Source organism: Flavobacterium flavigenum, from assembly GCF_027111255.2.
GTDB classification, from domain to species: domain Bacteria; phylum Bacteroidota; class Bacteroidia; order Flavobacteriales; family Flavobacteriaceae; genus Flavobacterium; species Flavobacterium flavigenum.
In genome coordinates this window covers 1,978,637-1,999,095 of record NZ_CP114285.2, presented here as the reverse complement: position 1 = coordinate 1,999,095, position 20,459 = coordinate 1,978,637, and the positions used below count along the sequence as shown (strand labels likewise).

Here is a 20,459-nt window from a genome sequence, read left to right as displayed (position 1 = left end):
CTAAAATCTAAAGTCTAACATGATTACAGTTAACGATATTTCGGTTCAGTTTGGTGGAACTACATTATTTAGCGATGTTTCTTTTGCTATCAATGAAAATGATAAAATTGCCCTTATGGGTAAAAATGGTGCGGGAAAATCGACACTTTTAAAAATAATTGCAGGTCAAAGTAAGCCTTCTACCGGAAATATTTCTGCGCCTAAAGAAGCTGTTGTTGCTTATCTTCCTCAACACTTGCTTACAGAAGACGGTGCAACTGTTATGGAAGAAGCGTCAAAAGCTTTTGGTGAGATTTTCAGTATGAAAGCAGAAATCGATGAAATAAACGAGCAGTTAACTATTCGTACCGATTATGAAAGTGATGCTTACATGAAATTAATTGAGAGAGTTTCTGATTTAAGTGAGAAATTCTATGCGATTGAAGAAGTAAATTATGAAGCTGAAGTAGAAAAAATATTAGTTGGGTTAGGATTTGAAAGAGAAGATTTTACACGCCAGACTTCTGAATTTTCAGGAGGATGGAGAATGCGTATCGAACTGGCTAAGATTTTATTAAGAAAACCGGATTTGATTCTTTTAGATGAACCTACCAACCACATGGATATTGAAAGTATTCAATGGCTGGAAGAATTTCTTTTAAATCAGGCAAAAGCAGTTGTGGTAATTTCACACGATAGAGCTTTCGTAGATAATATTACCAATCGTACTATTGAAGTAACGATGGGTAGAATTTACGATTACAAGGCCAAATATTCCCATTATTTGGAACTCAGAAAAGACAGACGAATACATCAGCAAAAAGCGTACGACGAACAACAGAAATTCATAGCAGATAATCAGGCTTTTATTGATAGATTTCGTGGGACTTTTTCGAAAACAGATGCTGTTCAGTCTCGTGTAAAAATGTTAGAAAAACTAGAAATCATTCAGGTTGATGAGGTCGATACTTCTGCATTGCGATTAAAATTCCCACCGGCTGCACGTTCTGGACAATATCCTGTTATAGTAAAAGAAATGTCAAAATCGTATGGCGATCATGTAGTTTTTAAAGATGCTAATATTGTGATTGAAAGAGGTCAGAAAGTAGCTTTTGTTGGAAAAAATGGTGAAGGAAAATCAACCATGATCAAGGCGATTATGAAAGAGATAGGTGTTGATTCCGGAAGTGTCGAAATTGGACATAATGCACAAATTGGATATTTTGCTCAAAATCAGGCAGCATTGTTGGATGAAAATGCTACCATTTTTGAGACTATTGATGCTATTGCCGTTGGAGATATCAGAACGCAGATCAAAAACATCTTAGGGGCGTTCATGTTTCAGGGTGACGATATTACAAAAAAAGTAAAAGTACTCTCAGGAGGCGAAAAAACGCGTCTGGCAATGATTAAATTATTGTTGGAACCTGTTAACTTGTTAATTCTGGATGAGCCTTCAAATCACCTTGATATGAAAACTAAAGATATTATCAAAGATGCATTGCGTGATTTTGACGGAACATTAATCCTGGTTTCTCACGACCGTGATTTCCTTGACGGATTAGCAACTAAAGTTTTCGAATTTGGAAACAAACGTGTAAAAGAACATTTTGAAGATGTTGCCGGTTTCTTAGCACATAAGAAGATGGATTCAATGAGAGAAATTGAAAAGTAATAACTAGATTTTTTCAAATAAAAATGCCCCAATAGTATTTGACTTTGGGGCATTTAATTTTTCAGTGTATTTTATTCTAATTTTTTAAGGGGCTATCTATATACATTTCTCTTCCAAAACGGCGCATTGATTTTGAATCTGCGAAATAAGGAAGAGCTGGGCCTTTTTCTGATTGTACTCTTTTTGATGCTGAACCTGTAATTCTTGAGATAGCGAGATTTAACAATGGTTCTGATGGGTCTCCTAAAACGCCATAAGTTCGAACACGTTCTTCTTGTGCGAAAGTAGGTGCCAATCCTGCTGTGTAATCTCCAAAATTGTCCGCATTTGTTATTTTAAAAGTCAATGGCTGCATCGCGTATTTATGGGTAGGATTTATTTTTGCTTTTGAGAATGAAGGCGAGTCATAAATCGTATTAGAACCAACGTTTTTACCTACAGTTGTTTCGCCAATTTGAATCACATTAACGTAGGGTTTTAATCCATTTATAATCAATTCACTAGCAGAAGCTGTGTTGTCTGTTGTTATAATGTATATTGTGTTTAAATTTAAACTGTTTAATGCGGCTCCAGAATTTGTTTTATTAGTAAATCTTTCCTTTAATGATTCTAAATCCTCTTCATTTATAAGTGCCATTTGTTTTGGGTTATATTGTCTTTGAGAGAATACTTGTCCTTTAAATTGCCCTGTAATCATACTTGCTAAAAGTGTTGATGAATGAACATCTCCTCCGCCATTATATCTTAGATCCAAAACTAAATCTGTGATTCCTGATGTTTTTAATTGTGAGAAAGCCTGATTCAAAGCATCGTCGTATTCATTATAAAAGCCATTATACATTAAGTAACCAATTGAATGATTTCCTGAAGAAATTACTTTATTTATTAGAATTGGATTTTCTTCTAAAGTAGTTTTAGTAAGCGATACTGATTTTCCATTTAAAACAATAGCACCGCTATCATTAAATCCGGCTAAACTTAAAGTGTAACTATCTGAATCTAATAATAGTTTTTGATAATTTGAAACTGTAAGCTGTATGCCGTTAACCTTTGTGAATAAATCTCCGCGTTTTATATCTTTTTTTGAAGCGTCTGAATTAGGAATTATATACCTAACGTATCCTACTAAATTGTCTGATCCTTCTTCAATGTAACTCAGCCTGAAATCAATACCGGAGTTTTTCGTAATTCCATTTAATTCCTGTTCTAAAACACTATAGTCATCAACAATCCAGCTAAAACGATCTATAGCGCCTCCATTAGGGTATTTGCTTTCTGGCTTGTTTAATAAATCCTGAAATAAATCTTCCGGTTTTGAATATCCTTTCAAAAATGCATTAAAATCTTCCTGACTGGCAAAACGGTTGTCAGCTAAATTTGGAACATCGGCTTGCCATAAATAAACCTCATTCAGTCCTCTCCATATAAAATTATTTATTTGTAAGTCTTTCGGTGAAGCAATATCATCGCTGTCTTCACAAGACTGCAGGCTAAATGCTGTTAAAAACATTAAAACTAAAATTCTCGATACTTTTTTCATAAAACAAGGTTTCAATATAGAATATACGTAAAAATAGTACCTTTAGTTTTAACTATAATAAATGTGCAGTTTTTTTTACAATATTTTTTTAAGCTTACTTTGTAACAAAAATAATAGTGACTCGTCTTGATAATATGAACCGATCAAAATGTTTGTTTTTTTAATATAATTTGGTTAAGTATTGATCGAAATATGTGAAGAATTGCCTAAGACTCATCATTAATAGTAAAATATGAACCAGGTTGCATTTATAGAAGTAATAAATCCTTTTAAAGACAAAGTTTTTCGTCTGGCAAAGAGATTATTAACCAGCACTGAAGAAGCTGAAGATGCAACTCAGGAAGTAATGGTGAAATTATGGAACAAAAAAGACAATTTAGCCACTTATAACAGTATCGAAGCAGTAGCGATGACCATGACAAAAAATTATTGTCTCGATCAGTTAAAGTCTAAAAGAGCAGATAATCTTAAAATAGTGCATAATAATTTTACGGATCGTGAACCTCTATTGGATAAAAAACTAGAAGATTCGGATAATTTAGAGTGGGTTGAAAAAATAATAAGCCAATTGCCTGAGCAGCTACAGATCCTAATTCAGCTACGCGATGTTGAGCAATATGAGTTTGATGAAATTGCCAAGATTGTCAATATGAATGAAACAGCTATCAGGGTAGCACTTTCAAGAGCAAGAAAAAAAATACGGGAAGCCATGGTTAATACACACGGATATGGAATTAAATAAAATAGAAAAAATATTAGAAAAATACTTTCAGGGAGAAACTACTATTGCTGAAGAAAATGACTTAAAAGAATACTTTTCTTCTTCAGATGTTGCGCAGCATTTGGAGCAATACAAATCTATGTTTGGTTATTTCTCTCAGGTAAAAGAACAAAGGTCAATGCAGGAAATTCCACTACAAACTAAAAAACGAAATGTGGCGTGGTTATCAATTGCGGCTTCTGCTGTTGTTTTACTCGGAATTGGAACCTTTTTTTATTTGAGCAAAAAAAGTACAACACCTGTTGTAGCCCAATCAGAATTAGGGACTTATGATAATCCGGAAAAAGCCTTTGCCGAAACGCAAAAAGCTTTGGCCCTATTGTCAAACCATGTTAATGTAGGTATTGAAAGTGTACAATACATTAAAGAATACGAACAATCAAAAAATAAAGTTTTTAAACAATAATTAAAAAATATAGAAATGAAATCAACGATTAAGGAATATAGAAAAGAGAGTAAAAAAGGAATGGTTAAAAATTTAATCATAACCATAGTTTTTACACTAATCAGCCATACCTTTTATGCGCAGAGTACTTTTGATAAATTTGACGGACAGGATGATGTGACTTCAGTTATTGTAAACAAAAAAATGTTTGACATAATGAGTAAGGTAAAAGTGGATCCTTCTGATAAAGAGACCCAGCAATACATGAATCTTATTAAAAAGCTTGACAATTTAAAAGTGTTTACCACAAAGAACGCAAAAATTGAAGCTGACATGAAACTTTCAGCTGATAAATACATCAAAACAGCAAATCTGGAAGAATTGATGCGTATTAATGATAGCGGAAAAAATGTAAAGATATATGTTAAGTCGGGTGCTTCGGATACTAAAATAAAAGAACTGTTTATGTTTATTGATGGTGCAAAAAATGAAGATACAGTTTTGTTGTCCTTAACGGGAAACTTTGATTTAAATGAAATTGCTGTCCTTACAGACAAAATGAAATTGCCTGGAGGTACCGACTTAAAAAAAGCTTCTAAAGGCAAAAAATAAATCCAATAAATATGAAAGCTAGTATTTTTACCTCAGTTCTTTTAATATTGCTGATTTTTACAAGTTGTAATTCTGAGCCTTCTTTGCAAAAATATTTTGTAGAGAATACGGAGAATAAAGATTTTATTGCGCTTGATGTTTCACCCAGTATTTTAAATGTTGATAAAACAAAATTATCGTCTGAACAAACCGAAGCTTTGAATTCGTTTGATAAAATGAATATTCTGGCTTTTAAGGCAAATGATAAAAATCAAACACAATTTGAGCAAGAAAGGGCAAAAGTAAAATCTCTTTTGAAAAATCCTAAATATCAGGAATTGATGAAGGTTGGTTCTGGTAAAGATGGTGCTTCTGTGAGTTTTGTCGGTACCGATGAAAATATTGAAGAATTTGTCGTTTTTGCAAACAGAAAAGAAAACGGTTTTGCTATTGTGCGTGTTTTAGGAAAAAATATGAATCCCAATAACATCATGACTTTGATGTCGGTTTTGAAAGAATCCAAAATTGATATGGAACAGTTGAAGCCTTTACAGCAGTTACTTAAAAAATAATACATCTTATTCTTGCAATCAAAAAGCTCCTATTTTATATGGAGCTTTTTTTATAACAGGATTATGCCTGTTAATTAGTTTGTGTTTTCATTTTGCCATCAATCAAATTTAATTACATTTACGAACTGAGATAAACAAAAATCTCAGAAATCTAATTTAACCAGAATCAATATGATACAAAAAACTTCAAATGCCTTTATTGCGGCATCTTGGGTCGCCCTTGGAGCAGGAACAATCGGTTTTATCGTTGGACTAGCAAGAGCAGAAATGTTATTAAACGAAAAAGGATACTATTTTACAGTTCTAATGTTCGGTTTATTTGCCGTAGTTTCTTTGCAAAAAAGTGTAAGAGACAGGCTTGAAAATTTACCTGTTACAGACATCTATTACGGAATCTGCTGGTTCGGAACATTACTTTCAATTGTTCTTTTAGTTGTTGGATTATGGAATGCAACGATTTTGCCTAGTGAAAAAGGGTTTTATGCTTTTGCATTTTTATTAGCGTTATTTGGGGCAATTTCAGTGCAAAAAAACACTAGGGATAATATGAATTTTGGACAAGGTGAATAAATTCAGAAATAGATAGATAAAAAGCTTCAAATTATTGAAGCTTTTTTTTAATTTATAAATGACCGTTTTATGGGACAAAAAATTTGTGCAATTGTAACAGATAAAAAATATAAATACAATAAAAACTTAATTCATTTCTTAGAAAATGATGTGGTAATTATACCTCTAAAAATCGACGGAAATACAATTCAATATTTTATCAAAGAAGCCGATAATTTTGATACTATTATTGAATATATAGAATATTTAAAATCACTTCCATTTTATAACATAATGGGAAGTTCATCAGAGAGCGAGCAAAGCATTAACTCTATAATTGATATTATCGAAACATATCAATTAGAAAATTTTTCAATTGAATATTACACAGAATGGGCAGACCTCCCAGATGATAATTTTTATATTGCAGTGATTAATGGGAAAATTAAAAAAGATTCAATTGTACTTGATGAAGAAAAATTTTTCGGGAATTACAGCAATAAGAAAGAGTACAATGAAAATATCGGTTTAAATTTTTCATGGGTAGCAAATGAAGAAAGATATTTTAATTATGAAAATGCTAAGAATTCTTATTATAAAAATAATTAGAAAATTAAAAAAGCTCCAATTTAAATTGGAGCTTTTCTTTTATAATAGAATTTGAGATTATTTACTCAAATACATTTTTCTTCTAGAGTACAATTCGTAAAATTGATCGTCTTTTAAGTCATCAATAAACAAGATACTTTCTCCTGTTGATTTCATTTCTGGTCCTAATGCTTTGTTTACATTTGGGAATTTGCTGAAAGAGAAAACAGGCTGCTTGATCGCATAACCGTTTAATTGCGGGTTGAAATCAAAGTCGGTTACTTTGCTGTGGCCTAACATTACTTTTGTAGCATAGTTTACATAAGGTTCTCCGTAAGCTTTTGCAATGAAAGGAACTGTTCTGGAAGCTCTAGGGTTTGCCTCGATAATGTAAACTGTATCATCTTTAATCGCAAACTGGATGTTGATTAATCCAACTGTTTTTAAAGCTCTTGCAATTTTATGTGTGTGATCTTTAATTTGCTGCATTACAAATTCCCCTAAATTGAAAGGAGGCAATGTTGCGTTACTATCTCCAGAGTGAACTCCGCAAGGCTCGATGTGCTCCATAATTCCGATGATGTAAACATTTCCATCAGCATCACAGATCGCATCAGCTTCAGCTTCAATTGCTCCGGCTAAATAGTGATCTAGAAGCAATTTGTTTCCTGGAATCGCTTTCAGCAAATCGATAACGTGCTCTTCAAGTTCTTTTTTGTTGATTACGATTTTCATTCCCTGACCTCCTAATACATAAGAAGGACGGATTAAAAGAGGGAAATCTAATGTATCAGCTAATTTTGAAGCTTCATCAGCCGTTTCAGCGATTCCAAATCTTGGGAAAGGAATGTTTAATTCGGTTAATAAATCTGAGAATCTTCCTCTGTCTTCTGCTAAGTCAAGTGCATCAAAACTTGTTCCGATAATTTTTACACCGTATTTAGACAATTTCTCAGCTAACTTAAGGGCTGTTTGACCTCCTAACTGCACGATTACACCTTCCGGTTTTTCGTGTTGGATAATGTCATAAATATGCTCCCAGAAAACTGGTTCGAAGTATAATTTATCAGCCGTATCAAAATCTGTAGAAACCGTTTCAGGATTACAGTTGATCATGATCGTTTCGTAACCGCATTCTTTTGCTGCTAAAACGCCGTGAACACAAGAGTAATCAAACTCGATTCCTTGTCCGATCCTGTTTGGTCCGGAACCTAATACGATTACTTTCTTTTTGTCTGTTACGATACTTTCGTTATCTACAAAACGTTCTCCGTTTGCTTTTTCGATTTCAGCTTCAAAAGTTGAATAGTAATAAGGAGTCTGTGCTTTAAATTCAGCCGCACAAGTATCTACTAATTTAAACACACGGTTGATGTTCATGTCTGTTCGTAAAGTGTGAACTTCACTTTCAAGACAGCTCATCATGTGCGCTAATTGTCTGTCAGCAAAACCTTTTTGTTTTGCTTCAAGTAATAATTCTTTAGGAAGATCCCCAACTTTATATTTTGAGATTTCTTTTTCTAAAGTATAAAGTTCTTCATATTGTTTTAAGAACCACATATCGATTCTTGTAATTTCGTGAATGGTACTCAACGGAATTCCCATTGCAATTGCATCGTAAATTACAAAAACGCGATCCCAGCTTGCGTGAGTCAGTTTATCGATGATTAATTCGTAATCTTTGTATCCTTTTCCGTCAGCACCTAAACCATTTCTCTTAATCTCTAAAGACTGAGTGGCTTTGTGAAGCGCTTCCTGGAATGAACGTCCGATTCCCATAACCTCCCCAACCGATTTCATCTGAAGACCTAAAGTTCTGTCTGAACCTTCAAATTTATCGAAGTTCCAACGTGGTATTTTCACAATTACATAATCTAAAGTTGGTTCAAAAAGAGCCGAAGTAGATTTTGTAATTTGATTTTGTAATTCATCTAAGTTGTATCCTAAAGCTAATTTTGAAGCGATTTTAGCGATTGGATAACCCGTAGCTTTTGATGCTAAAGCAGAAGAACGAGATACACGAGGGTTAATCTCGATAGCAACGATGTCTTCTTTTTCGTCTGGAGAAACTGCAAATTGTACGTTACAACCTCCTGCAAAGTTTCCGATACTTCTCATCATCAAGATAGCGTAGTCACGTAACTTTTGGAAAGTGGTATCTGATAATGTCATCGCTGGTGCTACTGTAATCGAATCTCCAGTGTGGATTCCCATTGGATCCATGTTTTCGATAGAACAAATAATTACAACGTTGTCATTTTTATCTCTTAGAAGCTCTAACTCATATTCTTTCCATCCCATTAAAGCTTTGTCTATCAAAACTTCGTGAATTGGAGAGGCTTCAAGTCCGCGAGTTAAAAGCTCATCAAAATCTTCTTTTTTGTAAACCACAGCTGCTCCGGTTCCTCCAAGTGTAAACGAAGGACGGATTACAAGCGGGAAACCAAATTCCTGAGCGATCTCTTTTCCTTCTAAATACGAAGTCGCTGTTTTTGCAGGTGCAGTTGGAACATTAATTTTTTGTAAAAGTTGTTTAAACTGCTCTCTGTCTTCTGTAATATTAATTGCATTAACATCAACACCTATTAATCTTACTCCGAAATCCTGCCAGATTCCTTTTTCATCAGCTTCCAGGCACAAGTTTAGAGCAGTCTGACCTCCCATTGTAGGTAAAACAGCATCAATTTGTGGATGTTCCTTCAGAATCTCAATAATCGATTTTGTTGTTAATGGTTTCAAATAAATATGATCGGCCATAGAGGGGTCGGTCATAATTGTTGCTGGATTTGAGTTGATCAAGATAACTTCAATTCCTTCTTCACGAATCGAGCGTGCAGATTGAGATCCTGCATAATCGAATTCGCAAGCCTGGCCAATAACAATAGGTCCTGAACCTATGATTAAAACTGATTTTATTGATGTGTCTTTAGGCATTTTGTATGTATTGAGTAGTTGTTTAAGATTTTAAAAAACGTTTCTAGTGTGCTATAAACTAGAATGTTGAGAAAATTTTTACCGACAAGGTATAAAAAAAGGCGATACTAAAAAAGTAATCGCCTTATGTATGTTTATACAAACATTATTTTTTGTGTCTAGGTTCGCTAGAAACAGTTAATTTATGTCTTCCTTTTGCTCTTCTACGCGCTAGAACTTTTCTTCCATTCGCAGAGGCCATTCTGTCCATAAATCCGTGCTTATTTCTTCTTTTTCTTTTCGATGGTTGAAACGTTCTTTTGCTCATTGCTTTGTATCTTTAAAAATGGTATCTATTAACTCTTTCTTGGTTTTGGATATCGTTATTCAAAAACCGAGTGCAAATATACAAAGACTTTTTTTTCTGGCAAGTACTTTAATAAAAATATTTTTAATTCATTTTACTATATTTGCAGTCACAAATATACACCTATTATGTTTCATAAAAATATTAAACTTATTTTAGCCGGACTTCTTGTAGTCGCTGGCATTTGGCAATTTACAGAGAGCAATATCGGGAATGGAATTTTTCTTATTTTGCTGACTGCAATTCCGGTTTTTTTATACTTTAAAAATGAATTTATTCTTTTAGCCTTCCTTAAACTGAGAAAACAAGACTTTGAAGGGGCAAAAAAATGGCTGGCATACATTAAAAATCCTGAAGCTGCATTGGTACGAAAACAACAGGGATACTTTAATTACCTACACGGAATTATGTTGTCTCAGACTAATATCAACCAGGCTGAAAAGCATTTCAAAAAAGCAATCGAACTTGGTCTGTCGATGGATATGGATTTAGCAGTTGCTAAACTTAATCTTGCAGGAGTAGCCATGTCACGCAGAAGAAAATTGGAAGCAACCAATCTTTTAAATGAAGCTAAAAAATTAGACAAGCAGGGAATGCTGAAAGAGCAGATCTCTATGATGAAAGAACAGATGAAGAAAATCTAAATTTTCTAAAAATACAATATTCTAAATCCCAAATTCCAATTTTTAATGGAGTTTGGGATTTTTTTTTGAAGCTGTTTCCTGCTATCCACTTGTATCTTTTATGGCGAACCCCGCCATAAAAGGATACCGCTTCTATCAGGGCTAGGACTTTAGGTTTTATAAGAAACAATGATTTCTTAATTTATGTCATTTTGGTGTAAGGAGGAGAAATAACGATTGTGTTTATTCCTTAATGCAAACAGATTTTTTCAAAGTTTAAAACTCTAACAAAGATTTTAACCGACAAATAGTTGGGATTTAAAATTTGGAATTTCTACTCTAATATAATAGAAGGCAAATTCTCATTCAGCCATTTGTATTTATTCAGAATCATAATGTGTGTGCCGCCTTTTACAACAATGCATTTATTGATATATTTTATAGGAAATACATCATCCTGATCGCCATGAATATGAATTACTTTCTCGTCAATTTGATTTCTGTCCCAACAAATCACAGACTCAACTGCCCATTGTAGATAATTTAGATCGCGAACTGCTAAAAATTTCTCGTATAACTTAATACGTTTGTTGATTTTTTCTCCAAAAGAATATTTGGCAAGATTCTCAATATTCAAAATAAGTTTCATCGGAATCAGTCTGTACGCTTTTGTGGTTTTCCCGATTTTCATTCTTCTGGGAAATTCAGCATTGCATCTAACACTCGAAATAATAATAACTTTTCGGGCTTCGATATGTCTGGCCATTTCCTGAACCAAAATTCCGCCAAAGGAAACACCAATTAAAACCGGATTTTTATGTTTAATGTTTTTTGTGATTCGGAGGGCATAATCAGATAATGGCTCTTTTAAATTTGGGATTTCCCATTCCAGTAGAAAGGTTTCAAAAACAGTTTCATCTAATTTGATTCTTTCGAAAATGGTTGGACTAGCAGCTAATCCGGGCATAAAATAAACAGGAATCTTACTCATTTTCCAGAGGTTTTTAATTATGTGCTAAAATTACCTCTTTTACTTGTATGTGAGGCAAATCTTAGAACTTAATTCGGATAGAATTATTAAATTATCGTTGAGTTAATCATTTTATATATCTAAAGAAAATGTGTTGTATTGAAAATCAAATGATTATCTTTGTAGTCTGAATTTTTACTGATGAAAGCTTTTAATTAAGCATTTTATCTGAAGTTATTTTCACGTTCTTTTTCTAATATTTTTTATTAACCCCAAAAACATGATAAATATGGAACCTACCGTAATGGAAATTAAAGACAACACTTTTGCGAGACAATTTGAAGCTACAGTACCTGAAGGTTTATTGAGTGTTGAATATTCATTTCAGGAAAAAAAGATTTTTTTAACTAAAATCAATACCCCTGAAAATTTTGAAAATCATCCAATCATAGATGTTTTGCTTAAAAATATAATGGAACTGAGTACAGAGAAAAAATTCAGGGTGGTTCCAATTCATCCAAAAATTGCTGTTTTTTTTAAGAAAAACCCAAAATATAAGGAATTGCTTCCGCCAGGAATCAGGATTTAAAATTTCAACTCATAAATACAAACGTAAAAAGGCTTTCAGATTATGAAAGCCTTTTTTCCAAAAACAATTTAAAAAACAAAATTAACTAATTGGTAATTATTTTTTTATTTCTCCTTATCTGTGTTTGTCAAGAGTTTATTAATCATTAAAGTAAAAACCGTTTGTTCCTATACCAGTTGTTAATTCTTTTAGTAAATTTCCACTTAAATCATAAATGTAAGCTGAACCGTCTTTTTTAAAATCTCCATGAGCGATGTAAATACGATTGTCATTTACAGCAAATCCATAAACATAACTTGCGGAAGATGTAGTAATTGGAGTAGTTGAAGCCGCTGTTGCATTAGTATTGATTGCATATATTGAACTTCCTACAGTATAATATACTTTGTCATCTTCTATATCCATAAATCCAGCTCCGTCTAATGTTTCAGGGAAAGTGATTTTAGAAAGCGATTTATCAGATAATTTTACTTTTACAATTTCGCTTCGATCCGTATAAGGAGCTCTTAAGATATACAACGAGCCATTTTCTTCTTCAATGCAATTAGCATTGGAGCCAATTTCAATAGGAGTTTCAAGTGTTTTGGTTGCAATGTTGATAATCAATAATTTAGTACTGTCGTAAGGTTCTGTAATGTATAGTTTTCCATTTTCTAAAACCAAACGATTGCCTGTTGCATTCAAATCAATTTTAGATTCATACTTATTGGTTTTTAAGTCGATAATAGCGACATAATCATCCGTGTATCCAGCAGGATTTTTAGTTGAACCATATGTATTTGCATTTGTTACATAAGCTTTCCCGTCTTTTACCACGCCATATCTTGGATTTTCAAGACCTGTTTCTATTTTATCTACAAGTTTAAAAGTGTATCTGTTAACTACATTAATTACATCAGAACCTCCTGAGATTATATAGGCATTATCTCCGTCAAAAAAAATGTTTTGTAAATAACCACCTGGTATATCGTCATTGTTTGCGGGACCATATATTTCTTTTTTAAATGTAATTAAATCATTACTTAAAAAAGAAATACTCCCCTGAGCTTCGCTTCCTTCATTCAAAATAAAAAGCCCATTGTCATAAACACCTTTTGGCTCTTTAAATTCTTCTTCGTCATTAGAACAGGAAATCAACACTGACGCACTAAGTGCTATTAAAAATAATTTGCTAAACTTCATTATATTAAAATTTTAAGATTAAATACATATTAAAATTGCGACCTGGCATAGGTCTGTTTTCGAGACTTTCATAAACTTCATTAAATATGTTCAGTACCTGAAAGCCTAATTTGAAAGAGTTAAGAAATTTAAAATCATAATCTACCCCTATATTTGAAATCATATAGTCTTTAATTATTTCATCAGGATTATTATCTTCTCTTGTATAAACAAAACCGTTATATAAAAATTGATAATTGGCAGAAATTCTATTTCTTGAATAAGTGAATGTTGCTGTAGTCTTGTCAAAAGGAACAAAAAAGAGCTGTTTTTTGGTATCAATATTTTCAGAAATAGTATGTGCGTAGGTTGCATTAATCGCAAAAATATTTTTTCTAAATTGTTTTTGCCAGCTTAGTAAAGTTTCAGCTCCGTAACTGTTTACCTTATCTGTGTTTTGGGGAGTCCAGATACCATTATTGCCTGGAACCCATTGTAATAAATCATTTATTTTGATGTAATAAAAAGTCTGGGTTAGTGTAATATTGCTGAATGTAAATACATTTCCTATTTCAGCCTGATAGGAACTTTCAGGTTTTAAATCACGATTTCCGCCTGGTTCCCAATATAAATCATTAAAGGTCGGGATTCTGAAATTACGTGACAGATTCAATTTCAAATTATATAATTTCCCAAATTGATAAGAAGAACCTAAGGAAAATAAAACTGGCGATTTGTAATTGTCTGTGAATTCTTTTCGAACACCAAATTCATTTATCCAATTAGCAGAAATATTCTGTTTTATCAATAAAGATGCGGAACTGATTTCACGGGTATTGGTTCCAAAACCGCTTCCTGTTCCTGTGGTTTTATTGTAATCTACAATCGCGTTTATCTGAGTTGATTTAAACAGACTGTAACCAAAATCAGCCTTTGTAATTAAGCTCTCTGTTTTTCCGTAAGTATAATTGTTTGTTGAATTGTCGGCATAATATTGATAGTTTTCGAATATGTATGCAGTTTTGAGATTTGCGGTGAGTTTGCCAAAACTACCCTCGTATTCTAATAAATTTCTATTGAAACCATTGATGTATTTACTTGGGGTTTCACTTTCTGTAATTAAAGAAGTGTTTCGGTCTGTATTGGATGTTTGACTGTATAATTTAAGTATGTGCTTTGCATTAAGTTTGTAACCTAAATTGGCACTCATTGTAAAAATATTGTATTCACCATTTCGGTTCCAGCGCTGTTCTCCTTTCCACGTGTATTTATTCAGGTAATTGTAATCGTTTGTAGAACTGTTGTTGGAAAAACCAATCTGAGCACTCCATTTTTCATTAGAAATATTGGTTTTATAATTAATCCCAATTGTATTGAAACTTCCGTAATCTAGTTTTAAATTATTCTCAAAACGATTATAAAAGTCTAAATTGCTATTTAAATGTACTGTTCCTCCAATAGCTCCACTGCCATAGATTACGGCCCCGCCGCCCGCTTTTACACTTACTGAATTATAATCAGAACCTGAAATTGTATTAAAATCAGTGCTTCCGTTCATTTGGGAATTTATGTTGATACCGTTCCAAATCACAGCTGTCTGAGAGGAAGTTGTTCCTCTAAAAGAAACCGTAGAAAGCATTCCGCGTCCGTATTCTTTAAAATAAAGTGTTGAATTGAAGTTTAATAAATCGGTCAATAAAGCCTCGTTTTTATTGATAATCGAATCATTGAGTTTTATAACAGACTGAGAATCGGAGTACTTCTTAAGATTAGAGTCGGACACCAAAACTTCCTTTAATTTTGTAATAGAATCATGCTGTGCCGAAATAATCTGGCACAAAAGCAGAAAGCAAAAAGTAAAACGTTTTTTAAAAATCATAATTTCTACACTCTTTTTCCCGAGAGTTCGATATTGGTTACATAAGGCAGGTCTCCTGGCTTGCGTCTTGTTGTTTACCTTCCCATCATGAAAATGACAGTGGTTTGTAGAGAACAACAAGCATTCTTTAAAAAGAACTAAGCTTACAGTTGCGGGTACAGCTCAAGATTTATGATTTTAAATAATTTAAAATCAGTGACTTGATTCCCTTTTAATGTGTTTTGGTAATTAAAACACAACCTTAATTGGCTGCAAAGATAAAGTTAAAAATATCTAAAAGGCAAATTTGTTTTATCTTTTAAAAGAAATTATAAAATATGATAACTTTAAAAATCTATTTTGATAACCTCTCCAAAAGCTACTTTGTTTTGAAAAGCATCTTTCAAAGGCAGTGAAGAATTGTGGCATAAAAAGCTCCTGATGATGCCTGCATGAGTCAATATAATAATAGGATAATTTATTTTTTTTGATTCTTTTTCGGATAAAAAATCACCGGTCCTTTGATGTAAATCCATAAAAGATTCCCCGTTTGAAACCTGGATGTTCACGAAATCTTCCATCCAGGGATTAAGTTGTTCGGGTGGAATATTATCCCAGTTTTTCATTTCCCAATCGCCAAAATTCATTTCCATGAGGCGTTTGTCTTCTTCGTAAGAGATGGTTTTTATGTGGTTTTGGATGTATTTTGCCAAAGTTACACACCGCTTCAGCGGACTGGAAAATATCATTGCCTCTGAGGGTAAATGCGAAAGGATGTTTTTAAAAACAGTATCAAAAGGTTCAACAATATCGACATCAGATTGTCCGTAGCAGATTCCTTTTTCACAGATCGTTTCGGTATGACGGACTAAATAAATTTCCATATCAAAAGAATGCTTAAATAATAAACCGCTTCGCAAACCTGCTGTGTCGCACCGAGACAATCACCTGTATAGCCGCCAATCCATTTTTGAAAGTAACGGGCCAGGAAATAACGCGTTATGAAAACCGGAATCACAATAAAAAGCAGTTCATATTGCAAACAGGAGAGTGCAAATAACGGAAGCAGTCCGAAGAAAAAAGAACCTGAAATTTCTTTCCTGCTATGATTTTTTGCAATGGGTTTACTTTTACTTGAAGCATCATCCCGTGAATATTCATGAGTAAAAATAATTGAGATTGCTGCTAAACGACTTACGGAGTGAGCAGAAATAAACAGCAGGAAAATCAAATAATTGTGATCAGAAAAAAGCAGAACAGATTCTGAAAGCAATTTAAATTTCAATAAAAAAAGCAAAACCAAGCCAATCGCACCATAAGCGCCAATGGCACTGTCTTTCATAATCATCAGGATTTTTTCTTTCGTCCAGCCTCCACCAAAACCATCACACACATCGGCAAAGCCATCTTCGTGAAAAGCACCTGTTGTTAATATTGAAGCGATGAGTGCTAAAATTACAGCTGTTTCTATAGAAAGAAAAAGAGAAAAAATATAAAAAGCAAGAAATGAAATGCTTCCAACAATCCAGCCAATGAAAGGGAAATAACGGGTAGCTTTATTTAAATATTCTGGATCGTGACTGATATTTTTCGGACATGGAATCCGGGTGTAAAACATTAGGCATGTAAAGAAAATATGTAATTCTTTTTTCATTTTAAATGTGGTTAATTTGGCTAAAGCCTTTTTTGTGGATCAATATTTTTTCCAACATCTAAAGATGTTGGCAATTCAAATTATATTTGATTTTTGATTTGTTTTAATTTTTGATAAGATTTTATTCAGGATTAATTTTAATACTGATTATCCGGTAAAATATTCGAAATTATTTTGAATTGCCTCCAGATTTATCTGGAGGTACAAATTTAGGTCTCAGGAAAGGCTTTAGCCAAATTTTTTATTTAGATTTTTTTTGAAATCCAAATTTAATCATGAATTCATCATATTCTTCCTGAAATGTTTTCTTTTTATGATGTTCCTCTTGATTTCTGATATAATCACGAACTTTGTCAACTATAGATTCTGAAACAGAAACTGCAAAATATTCATCCTGCCATTCAAATTTTTCTTTAGTCAATTGATTTTTATTAATCCAATAGGAAGATTCTCCTTTTAATAATTGTATCGTTTTTTGAATAGTTTGATCATTTCCTAGTGAAATTAAGCAATGGCAATGATCTGAATATCCATTGATATAATCAAGGCATATTTCTTTACTTAAAGCATTTTCTTTTATGTGACGCCAAACTTTTTGACGTAGTTCAACAGAATCTAAAAATGGATATCTGTTTTTGGTACTCCATACACAATGAATATAAACTTTGGTAAATGGCATATAATGATTTTGCTTTTGAAGATTGTATTGAATTTAAAACTTGTTTTTTTATTTCCTGCTAACCCCGGCACTTTCAAAACTCGCCATTTCGTTCAAAAAAGCTTCAGCAGATTTTAAAATTGGAAAAGCAATAGCACAGCCAGTACCTTCACCAAGACGCAAATCTAAATTTAAAATTGATTTTGCCTGCAGATAATTCAATAATTTTTGATGTGCTTTTTCGGCAGAGCAATGGCAAAAAACAGCATTTTGTATGATTGCGGGATTCATTTTTGAAGCAATTAAAAAAGCAACGCTACAAATAAAACCATCCACCAGAATAATCATATTATTTTCGAAAGCCGTCAACATTCCGCTTGCCATTTGTATGATTTCAAAACCTCCAAAATAGGCGAGCTGTTGCATTAATTCGGCTGGACCGGAATAATTTTCAATGGCTTTTTTGAGCAGGTTTTGTTTCTGAATTAATTTCTCATCAGCAACGCCAGTTCCTTTTCCAACACATTCTTCAATAGCAAAACCGGTTAAAATACTCATTAGGACTGAAGCTGTTGAGGTATTCCCAATTCCCATTTCACCAAAACCAATACAATTAGAACCTTTTTGGGCAATAGTTTCTACAATGGCTTTTCCTTTTTCAAAGCACAACTTCAATTCGGTATCACTCATTGCTGGCGCATGTAAAAAAGATTGGGTTCCTTTGGCGATTTTCGCATTGATGAGGTTGGTATTGGTGGGGAAATCATAATTTACCCCGGAATCTACTATGGAAAGTTTGATATTATGCTGATTGCAAAAAACATTAATCGCCGCACCGCCCTCCAGAAAATTATTGATCATTTGTCTGGTAACATCCTGCGGATAAACGCTGACTCCATGATTTGCAATTCCGTGGTCAGCTGCGAAAACCACAATATTCGGATTTATTATTTTCGGATTTAAAGTTTTAAAAACGGTTCCTAGTTGAAAAGCTAAGGTTTCTAAAGTTCCCAAAGCCCCAACCGGCTTGGTTTTCGAATCTATCTTTTCCTGTAAAAGTCTGCTGAAATTTGTTTTGTTTTTATCATCAGGTTTCGGGTTTACAACAAAATCAGAAACACAATTTTCAATAACATTTTCAATTTCAATACAATTAGGTGCTTCCGACTTTTGTTTCCAGTGCAATTGCTGCAGCATCGGCTGATTGTCGTAATTGGTTGCCGGTTTTCCAATGCAGAAATAACCAAGAGGTTCAATGTTTTCAGGTAAATCAAGTATTTTTTTGAACTGATAATAATTCAAAATCGAAACCCAGCCCATGCCGTAGCCTTGTTCTGTCAGCGAAAGCCAGATATTTTGAGCTGCACAAACCGAACTGAATTTCACAGCTTCGTTACTGCCAACAGTTCCAATCGTAAACTGATTTAGTACAGATCGGTCATACGCAATGATAAGTCCAATTGGAGCTTCTTCAATCGCTTCGAGTTTAAGTGATCTGTAATGTTCTTTTTGTTCGGGATTATCAGTAAGTTCTTCCGCCTTTTTATTGTAATCCAAAAACAGATTTTTAACAGCACTTTTTACTTCTGCCGATTTTATGATGTAATATCTCGTAGCATCCGTTAGTCCTACAGAAGGTGCCCAGTGACCCGCCTGCAAAGCTTTTTCAATCACCTTATCAGGAACTTCATCGGCTGTAAAATGTCGGGTATCACGTCGTGATTTTAATATATCGTCAAGATTGCTCATTTTCAAAAATCAATTAGAATGTCAAAATCAATATCAATTAGAATGTCAAAAATCAATTGTAATAACCTTGATGTTTGAATTTATGTAAAGTTAAGGCAGAGCTTTGGAATTTGGAATTTAAAATGTTGGAATTTATTTATTGATTGATATTGATATTGATTTTGAAATTGCCATTGCCATTGAAATTGCCATTGATTTTTGCCATTGCTTATCCTTTTATTTTGACCGGAATCCCAGAAACCATCAGTACAACCTCATCGGCATTTGACGCCAGAAACTGATTCATCCAGCCTTGAAGTTCGGTAAATTTTCTGCCAATGTGAGTATCGGCATGAACTCCCATTCCAATTTCGTTTGTTACAATAATCAGGTTCGTATTAGGTTGAAGCGCTATTTTTTTAAATTCAGTCTTTGCTTCTTCAAGTGATAATGAAACATCATTTTTGGTGTCAACAAAAAAATTGGTCAGCCAAAGCGTTACACAGTCAATTAAAGCTGTTTTGCCTGAAAAATCAATTTCGCTTAAAAACTTTTCTTTCTCAATATTGGTCCATCGTTCGTCGCGTTCCTGTTGGTGGCGGTCAATTCGGTTCTGGAAATCAGCATCCCATTTTCTGGCCGTAGCGACATAAATTGGTGCATTCGAAAGTTGTAAAGCCAGATTTTGAGCGTAACTGCTTTTTCCTGATCGTTCACCACCGGTAATTAAGTAAATCATTTATTAATATTTTGGGCGTTCCCTCCGGTCGGGCTATTCGTTTCAAGTCCTCGCAAAATTCCATTTCATTTCATTTTGCTGTGGGCTTTCCACTACTATCCCTAACGCAATCGGTACCTTGTTAATTCTGCTAATGTATGAAGATTTATTTTTTCAGGAAATTAGTAAGGGCAATGGCGGCACGCATTTCCGCAGCAGCTTCCCCTTTTTAAATGAAACCAGGTTTTAAAAACATAATTGCCATTTTCGATATAATAGTCAATGTCTTCAATTATTTTGTCGGTTTTTAGCAGAGATATCGCTTTGTTTTGAAGGGCTTTTTTAGGAGTAATCGTTTCTACATAAGCGTCTATTTTGTCAACACATGCTTCTTTAAAGCATTCCGGACAAAGACAATCTCCTCCTTCTGAAACATTGAAAATAGGAGGAAAATCATTGCACCAGCAAGTATTTTCAGCAGAAATATTTCCGCAGCCAAAAGAGCATTCACAGCTCGAACAAACTTTTGTTTTTATACTATTCATAATATGTAAAAAAGG

General features: G+C 33.4%; 21 protein-coding genes and 1 riboswitch. Of the genes, 9 read left to right on the top strand and 12 right to left on the bottom strand.

The genetic code is table 11. From position 1 onward, the window contains the following. Positions 1-19 precede the first annotated feature (19 nt). Entirely contained in the window at positions 20-1,654 is a 1,635-nt protein-coding gene (locus tag OZP09_RS07930; protein ID WP_269237317.1) for an ABC-F family ATP-binding cassette domain-containing protein, read from the top strand. Between the two features lie 76 nt (positions 1,655-1,730). Here the strand turns inward: OZP09_RS07930 and OZP09_RS07925 are convergent, their stop codons facing one another. Beyond that, entirely contained in the window at positions 1,731-3,194 is a 1,464-nt protein-coding gene (locus OZP09_RS07925) for a GFO_1087 family putative carboxy terminal peptidase (protein WP_269237316.1), read from the bottom strand. Between the two features lie 232 nt (positions 3,195-3,426). Here OZP09_RS07925 and OZP09_RS07920 point away from each other — a divergent pair, with 232 nt between their 5' ends. The 6 genes from OZP09_RS07920 to OZP09_RS07895 all read left to right on the top strand — a co-directional run bounded on the left by OZP09_RS07920 (position 3,427) and on the right by OZP09_RS07895 (position 6,681). Then, positions 3,427-3,936: an RNA polymerase sigma factor gene (locus tag OZP09_RS07920; protein WP_281310575.1), complete on the top strand. Its 510-nt coding sequence runs from the start codon at positions 3,427-3,429 to the stop codon at positions 3,934-3,936. After that, positions 3,923-4,381, top strand: coding sequence for a PG0215 family putative anti-sigma factor (locus tag OZP09_RS07915; RefSeq protein WP_281310574.1), 459 nt, complete (start codon positions 3,923-3,925; stop codon positions 4,379-4,381). The genes OZP09_RS07920 and OZP09_RS07915 overlap by 14 nt, the downstream gene beginning before the upstream one ends. Positions 4,382-4,396: 15 nt before the next feature. Next, the gene (locus tag OZP09_RS07910) at positions 4,397-4,972 is read left to right on the top strand and encodes a DUF4252 domain-containing protein (protein ID WP_269237315.1); all 576 of its coding nucleotides are present in this window, start codon (positions 4,397-4,399) and stop codon (positions 4,970-4,972) included. 11 nt (positions 4,973-4,983) lie between these two features. Next, positions 4,984-5,523: a GFO_1091 family lipoprotein gene (locus OZP09_RS07905; RefSeq protein ID WP_269237314.1), complete on the top strand. Its 540-nt coding sequence runs from the start codon at positions 4,984-4,986 to the stop codon at positions 5,521-5,523. Positions 5,524-5,694: 171 nt separating this feature from the next. Further along, positions 5,695-6,093 (top strand): inner membrane protein YiaA, encoded by a 399-nt coding sequence (gene yiaA / locus OZP09_RS07900; protein ID WP_269237313.1) that lies wholly within the window; start codon positions 5,695-5,697, stop codon positions 6,091-6,093. Positions 6,094-6,162: 69 nt separating this feature from the next. Beyond that, complete coding sequence (locus OZP09_RS07895; protein WP_269237312.1) at positions 6,163-6,681, top strand: hypothetical protein; 519 nt, start codon at positions 6,163-6,165, stop codon at positions 6,679-6,681. A 57-nt stretch (positions 6,682-6,738) separates the two neighbouring features. On the opposite strand, the gene carB is transcribed toward OZP09_RS07895, so the two are convergent. Both carB and rpmH read right to left on the bottom strand, forming a co-directional pair. Next, positions 6,739-9,594 carry a carbamoyl-phosphate synthase large subunit gene (carB, locus tag OZP09_RS07890; protein ID WP_269237311.1) on the bottom strand — a complete coding sequence of 952 codons (2,856 nt, stop codon included), beginning with the start codon at positions 9,592-9,594 and terminating at the stop codon, positions 6,739-6,741. 145 nt (positions 9,595-9,739) lie between these two features. Further along, positions 9,740-9,901: a 50S ribosomal protein L34 gene (gene rpmH / locus OZP09_RS07885; protein WP_008464848.1), complete on the bottom strand. Its 162-nt coding sequence runs from the start codon at positions 9,899-9,901 to the stop codon at positions 9,740-9,742. 167 nt (positions 9,902-10,068) lie between these two features. Between rpmH and OZP09_RS07880 the strand changes: the two genes are divergently transcribed. Then, positions 10,069-10,584 (top strand): DUF2892 domain-containing protein, encoded by a 516-nt coding sequence (locus tag OZP09_RS07880; RefSeq protein ID WP_163398961.1) that lies wholly within the window; start codon positions 10,069-10,071, stop codon positions 10,582-10,584. Positions 10,585-10,897: 313 nt separating this feature from the next. Here OZP09_RS07880 and OZP09_RS07875 read toward each other — a convergent pair whose 3' ends face one another. Next, on the bottom strand, positions 10,898-11,554 hold the full coding sequence (locus OZP09_RS07875) for an alpha/beta hydrolase (protein WP_269237310.1): 657 nt from the start codon (positions 11,552-11,554) through the stop codon (positions 10,898-10,900). A gap of 283 nt (positions 11,555-11,837) precedes the next feature. On the opposite strand from OZP09_RS07875, the gene OZP09_RS07870 reads away from it, so the two are divergent. Further along, positions 11,838-12,122 carry a GNAT family N-acetyltransferase gene (locus OZP09_RS07870; RefSeq protein ID WP_432419452.1) on the top strand — a complete coding sequence of 95 codons (285 nt, stop codon included), beginning with the start codon at positions 11,838-11,840 and terminating at the stop codon, positions 12,120-12,122. A 138-nt stretch (positions 12,123-12,260) separates the two neighbouring features. Here the strand turns inward: OZP09_RS07870 and OZP09_RS07865 are convergent, their stop codons facing one another. From OZP09_RS07865 to OZP09_RS07830, 8 genes are all read right to left on the bottom strand, one after another. Next, on the bottom strand, positions 12,261-13,304 hold the full coding sequence (locus OZP09_RS07865; RefSeq protein ID WP_269237308.1) for a DUF5074 domain-containing protein: 1,044 nt from the start codon (positions 13,302-13,304) through the stop codon (positions 12,261-12,263). A gap of 4 nt (positions 13,305-13,308) precedes the next feature. Beyond that, positions 13,309-15,162 (bottom strand): TonB-dependent receptor plug domain-containing protein, encoded by a 1,854-nt coding sequence (locus tag OZP09_RS07860; RefSeq protein ID WP_269237307.1) that lies wholly within the window; start codon positions 15,160-15,162, stop codon positions 13,309-13,311. Between the two features lie 28 nt (positions 15,163-15,190). Then, positions 15,191-15,421, bottom strand: a riboswitch (cobalamin riboswitch). 67 nt (positions 15,422-15,488) lie between these two features. Further along, positions 15,489-16,025, bottom strand: a complete 537-nt coding sequence (cobC, locus tag OZP09_RS07855; protein ID WP_281310573.1) for an alpha-ribazole phosphatase — start codon at positions 16,023-16,025, stop codon at positions 15,489-15,491. Continuing rightward, a complete protein-coding gene (locus tag OZP09_RS07850; RefSeq protein ID WP_269237304.1) occupies positions 16,010-16,795 on the bottom strand; it encodes an adenosylcobinamide-GDP ribazoletransferase in 786 nt (261 codons plus the stop codon). The genes cobC and OZP09_RS07850 overlap by 16 nt, the downstream gene beginning before the upstream one ends. Before the next feature lie 241 nt (positions 16,796-17,036). Further along, a complete protein-coding gene (gene tnpA / locus OZP09_RS07845) occupies positions 17,037-17,474 on the bottom strand; it encodes an IS200/IS605 family transposase (RefSeq protein WP_281310572.1) in 438 nt (145 codons plus the stop codon). A 48-nt stretch (positions 17,475-17,522) separates the two neighbouring features. Further along, positions 17,523-19,202 carry a nicotinate-nucleotide--dimethylbenzimidazole phosphoribosyltransferase gene (cobT, locus tag OZP09_RS07840; RefSeq protein WP_281310571.1) on the bottom strand — a complete coding sequence of 560 codons (1,680 nt, stop codon included), beginning with the start codon at positions 19,200-19,202 and terminating at the stop codon, positions 17,523-17,525. A 208-nt stretch (positions 19,203-19,410) separates the two neighbouring features. Beyond that, positions 19,411-19,920 carry a bifunctional adenosylcobinamide kinase/adenosylcobinamide-phosphate guanylyltransferase gene (gene cobU, locus OZP09_RS07835; protein ID WP_269237301.1) on the bottom strand — a complete coding sequence of 170 codons (510 nt, stop codon included), beginning with the start codon at positions 19,918-19,920 and terminating at the stop codon, positions 19,411-19,413. 161 nt (positions 19,921-20,081) lie between these two features. Further along, complete coding sequence (locus OZP09_RS07830) at positions 20,082-20,444, bottom strand: C1orf53 family protein (protein ID WP_269237300.1); 363 nt, start codon at positions 20,442-20,444, stop codon at positions 20,082-20,084. Between the last annotated feature and the right edge of the window lie 15 nt (positions 20,445-20,459).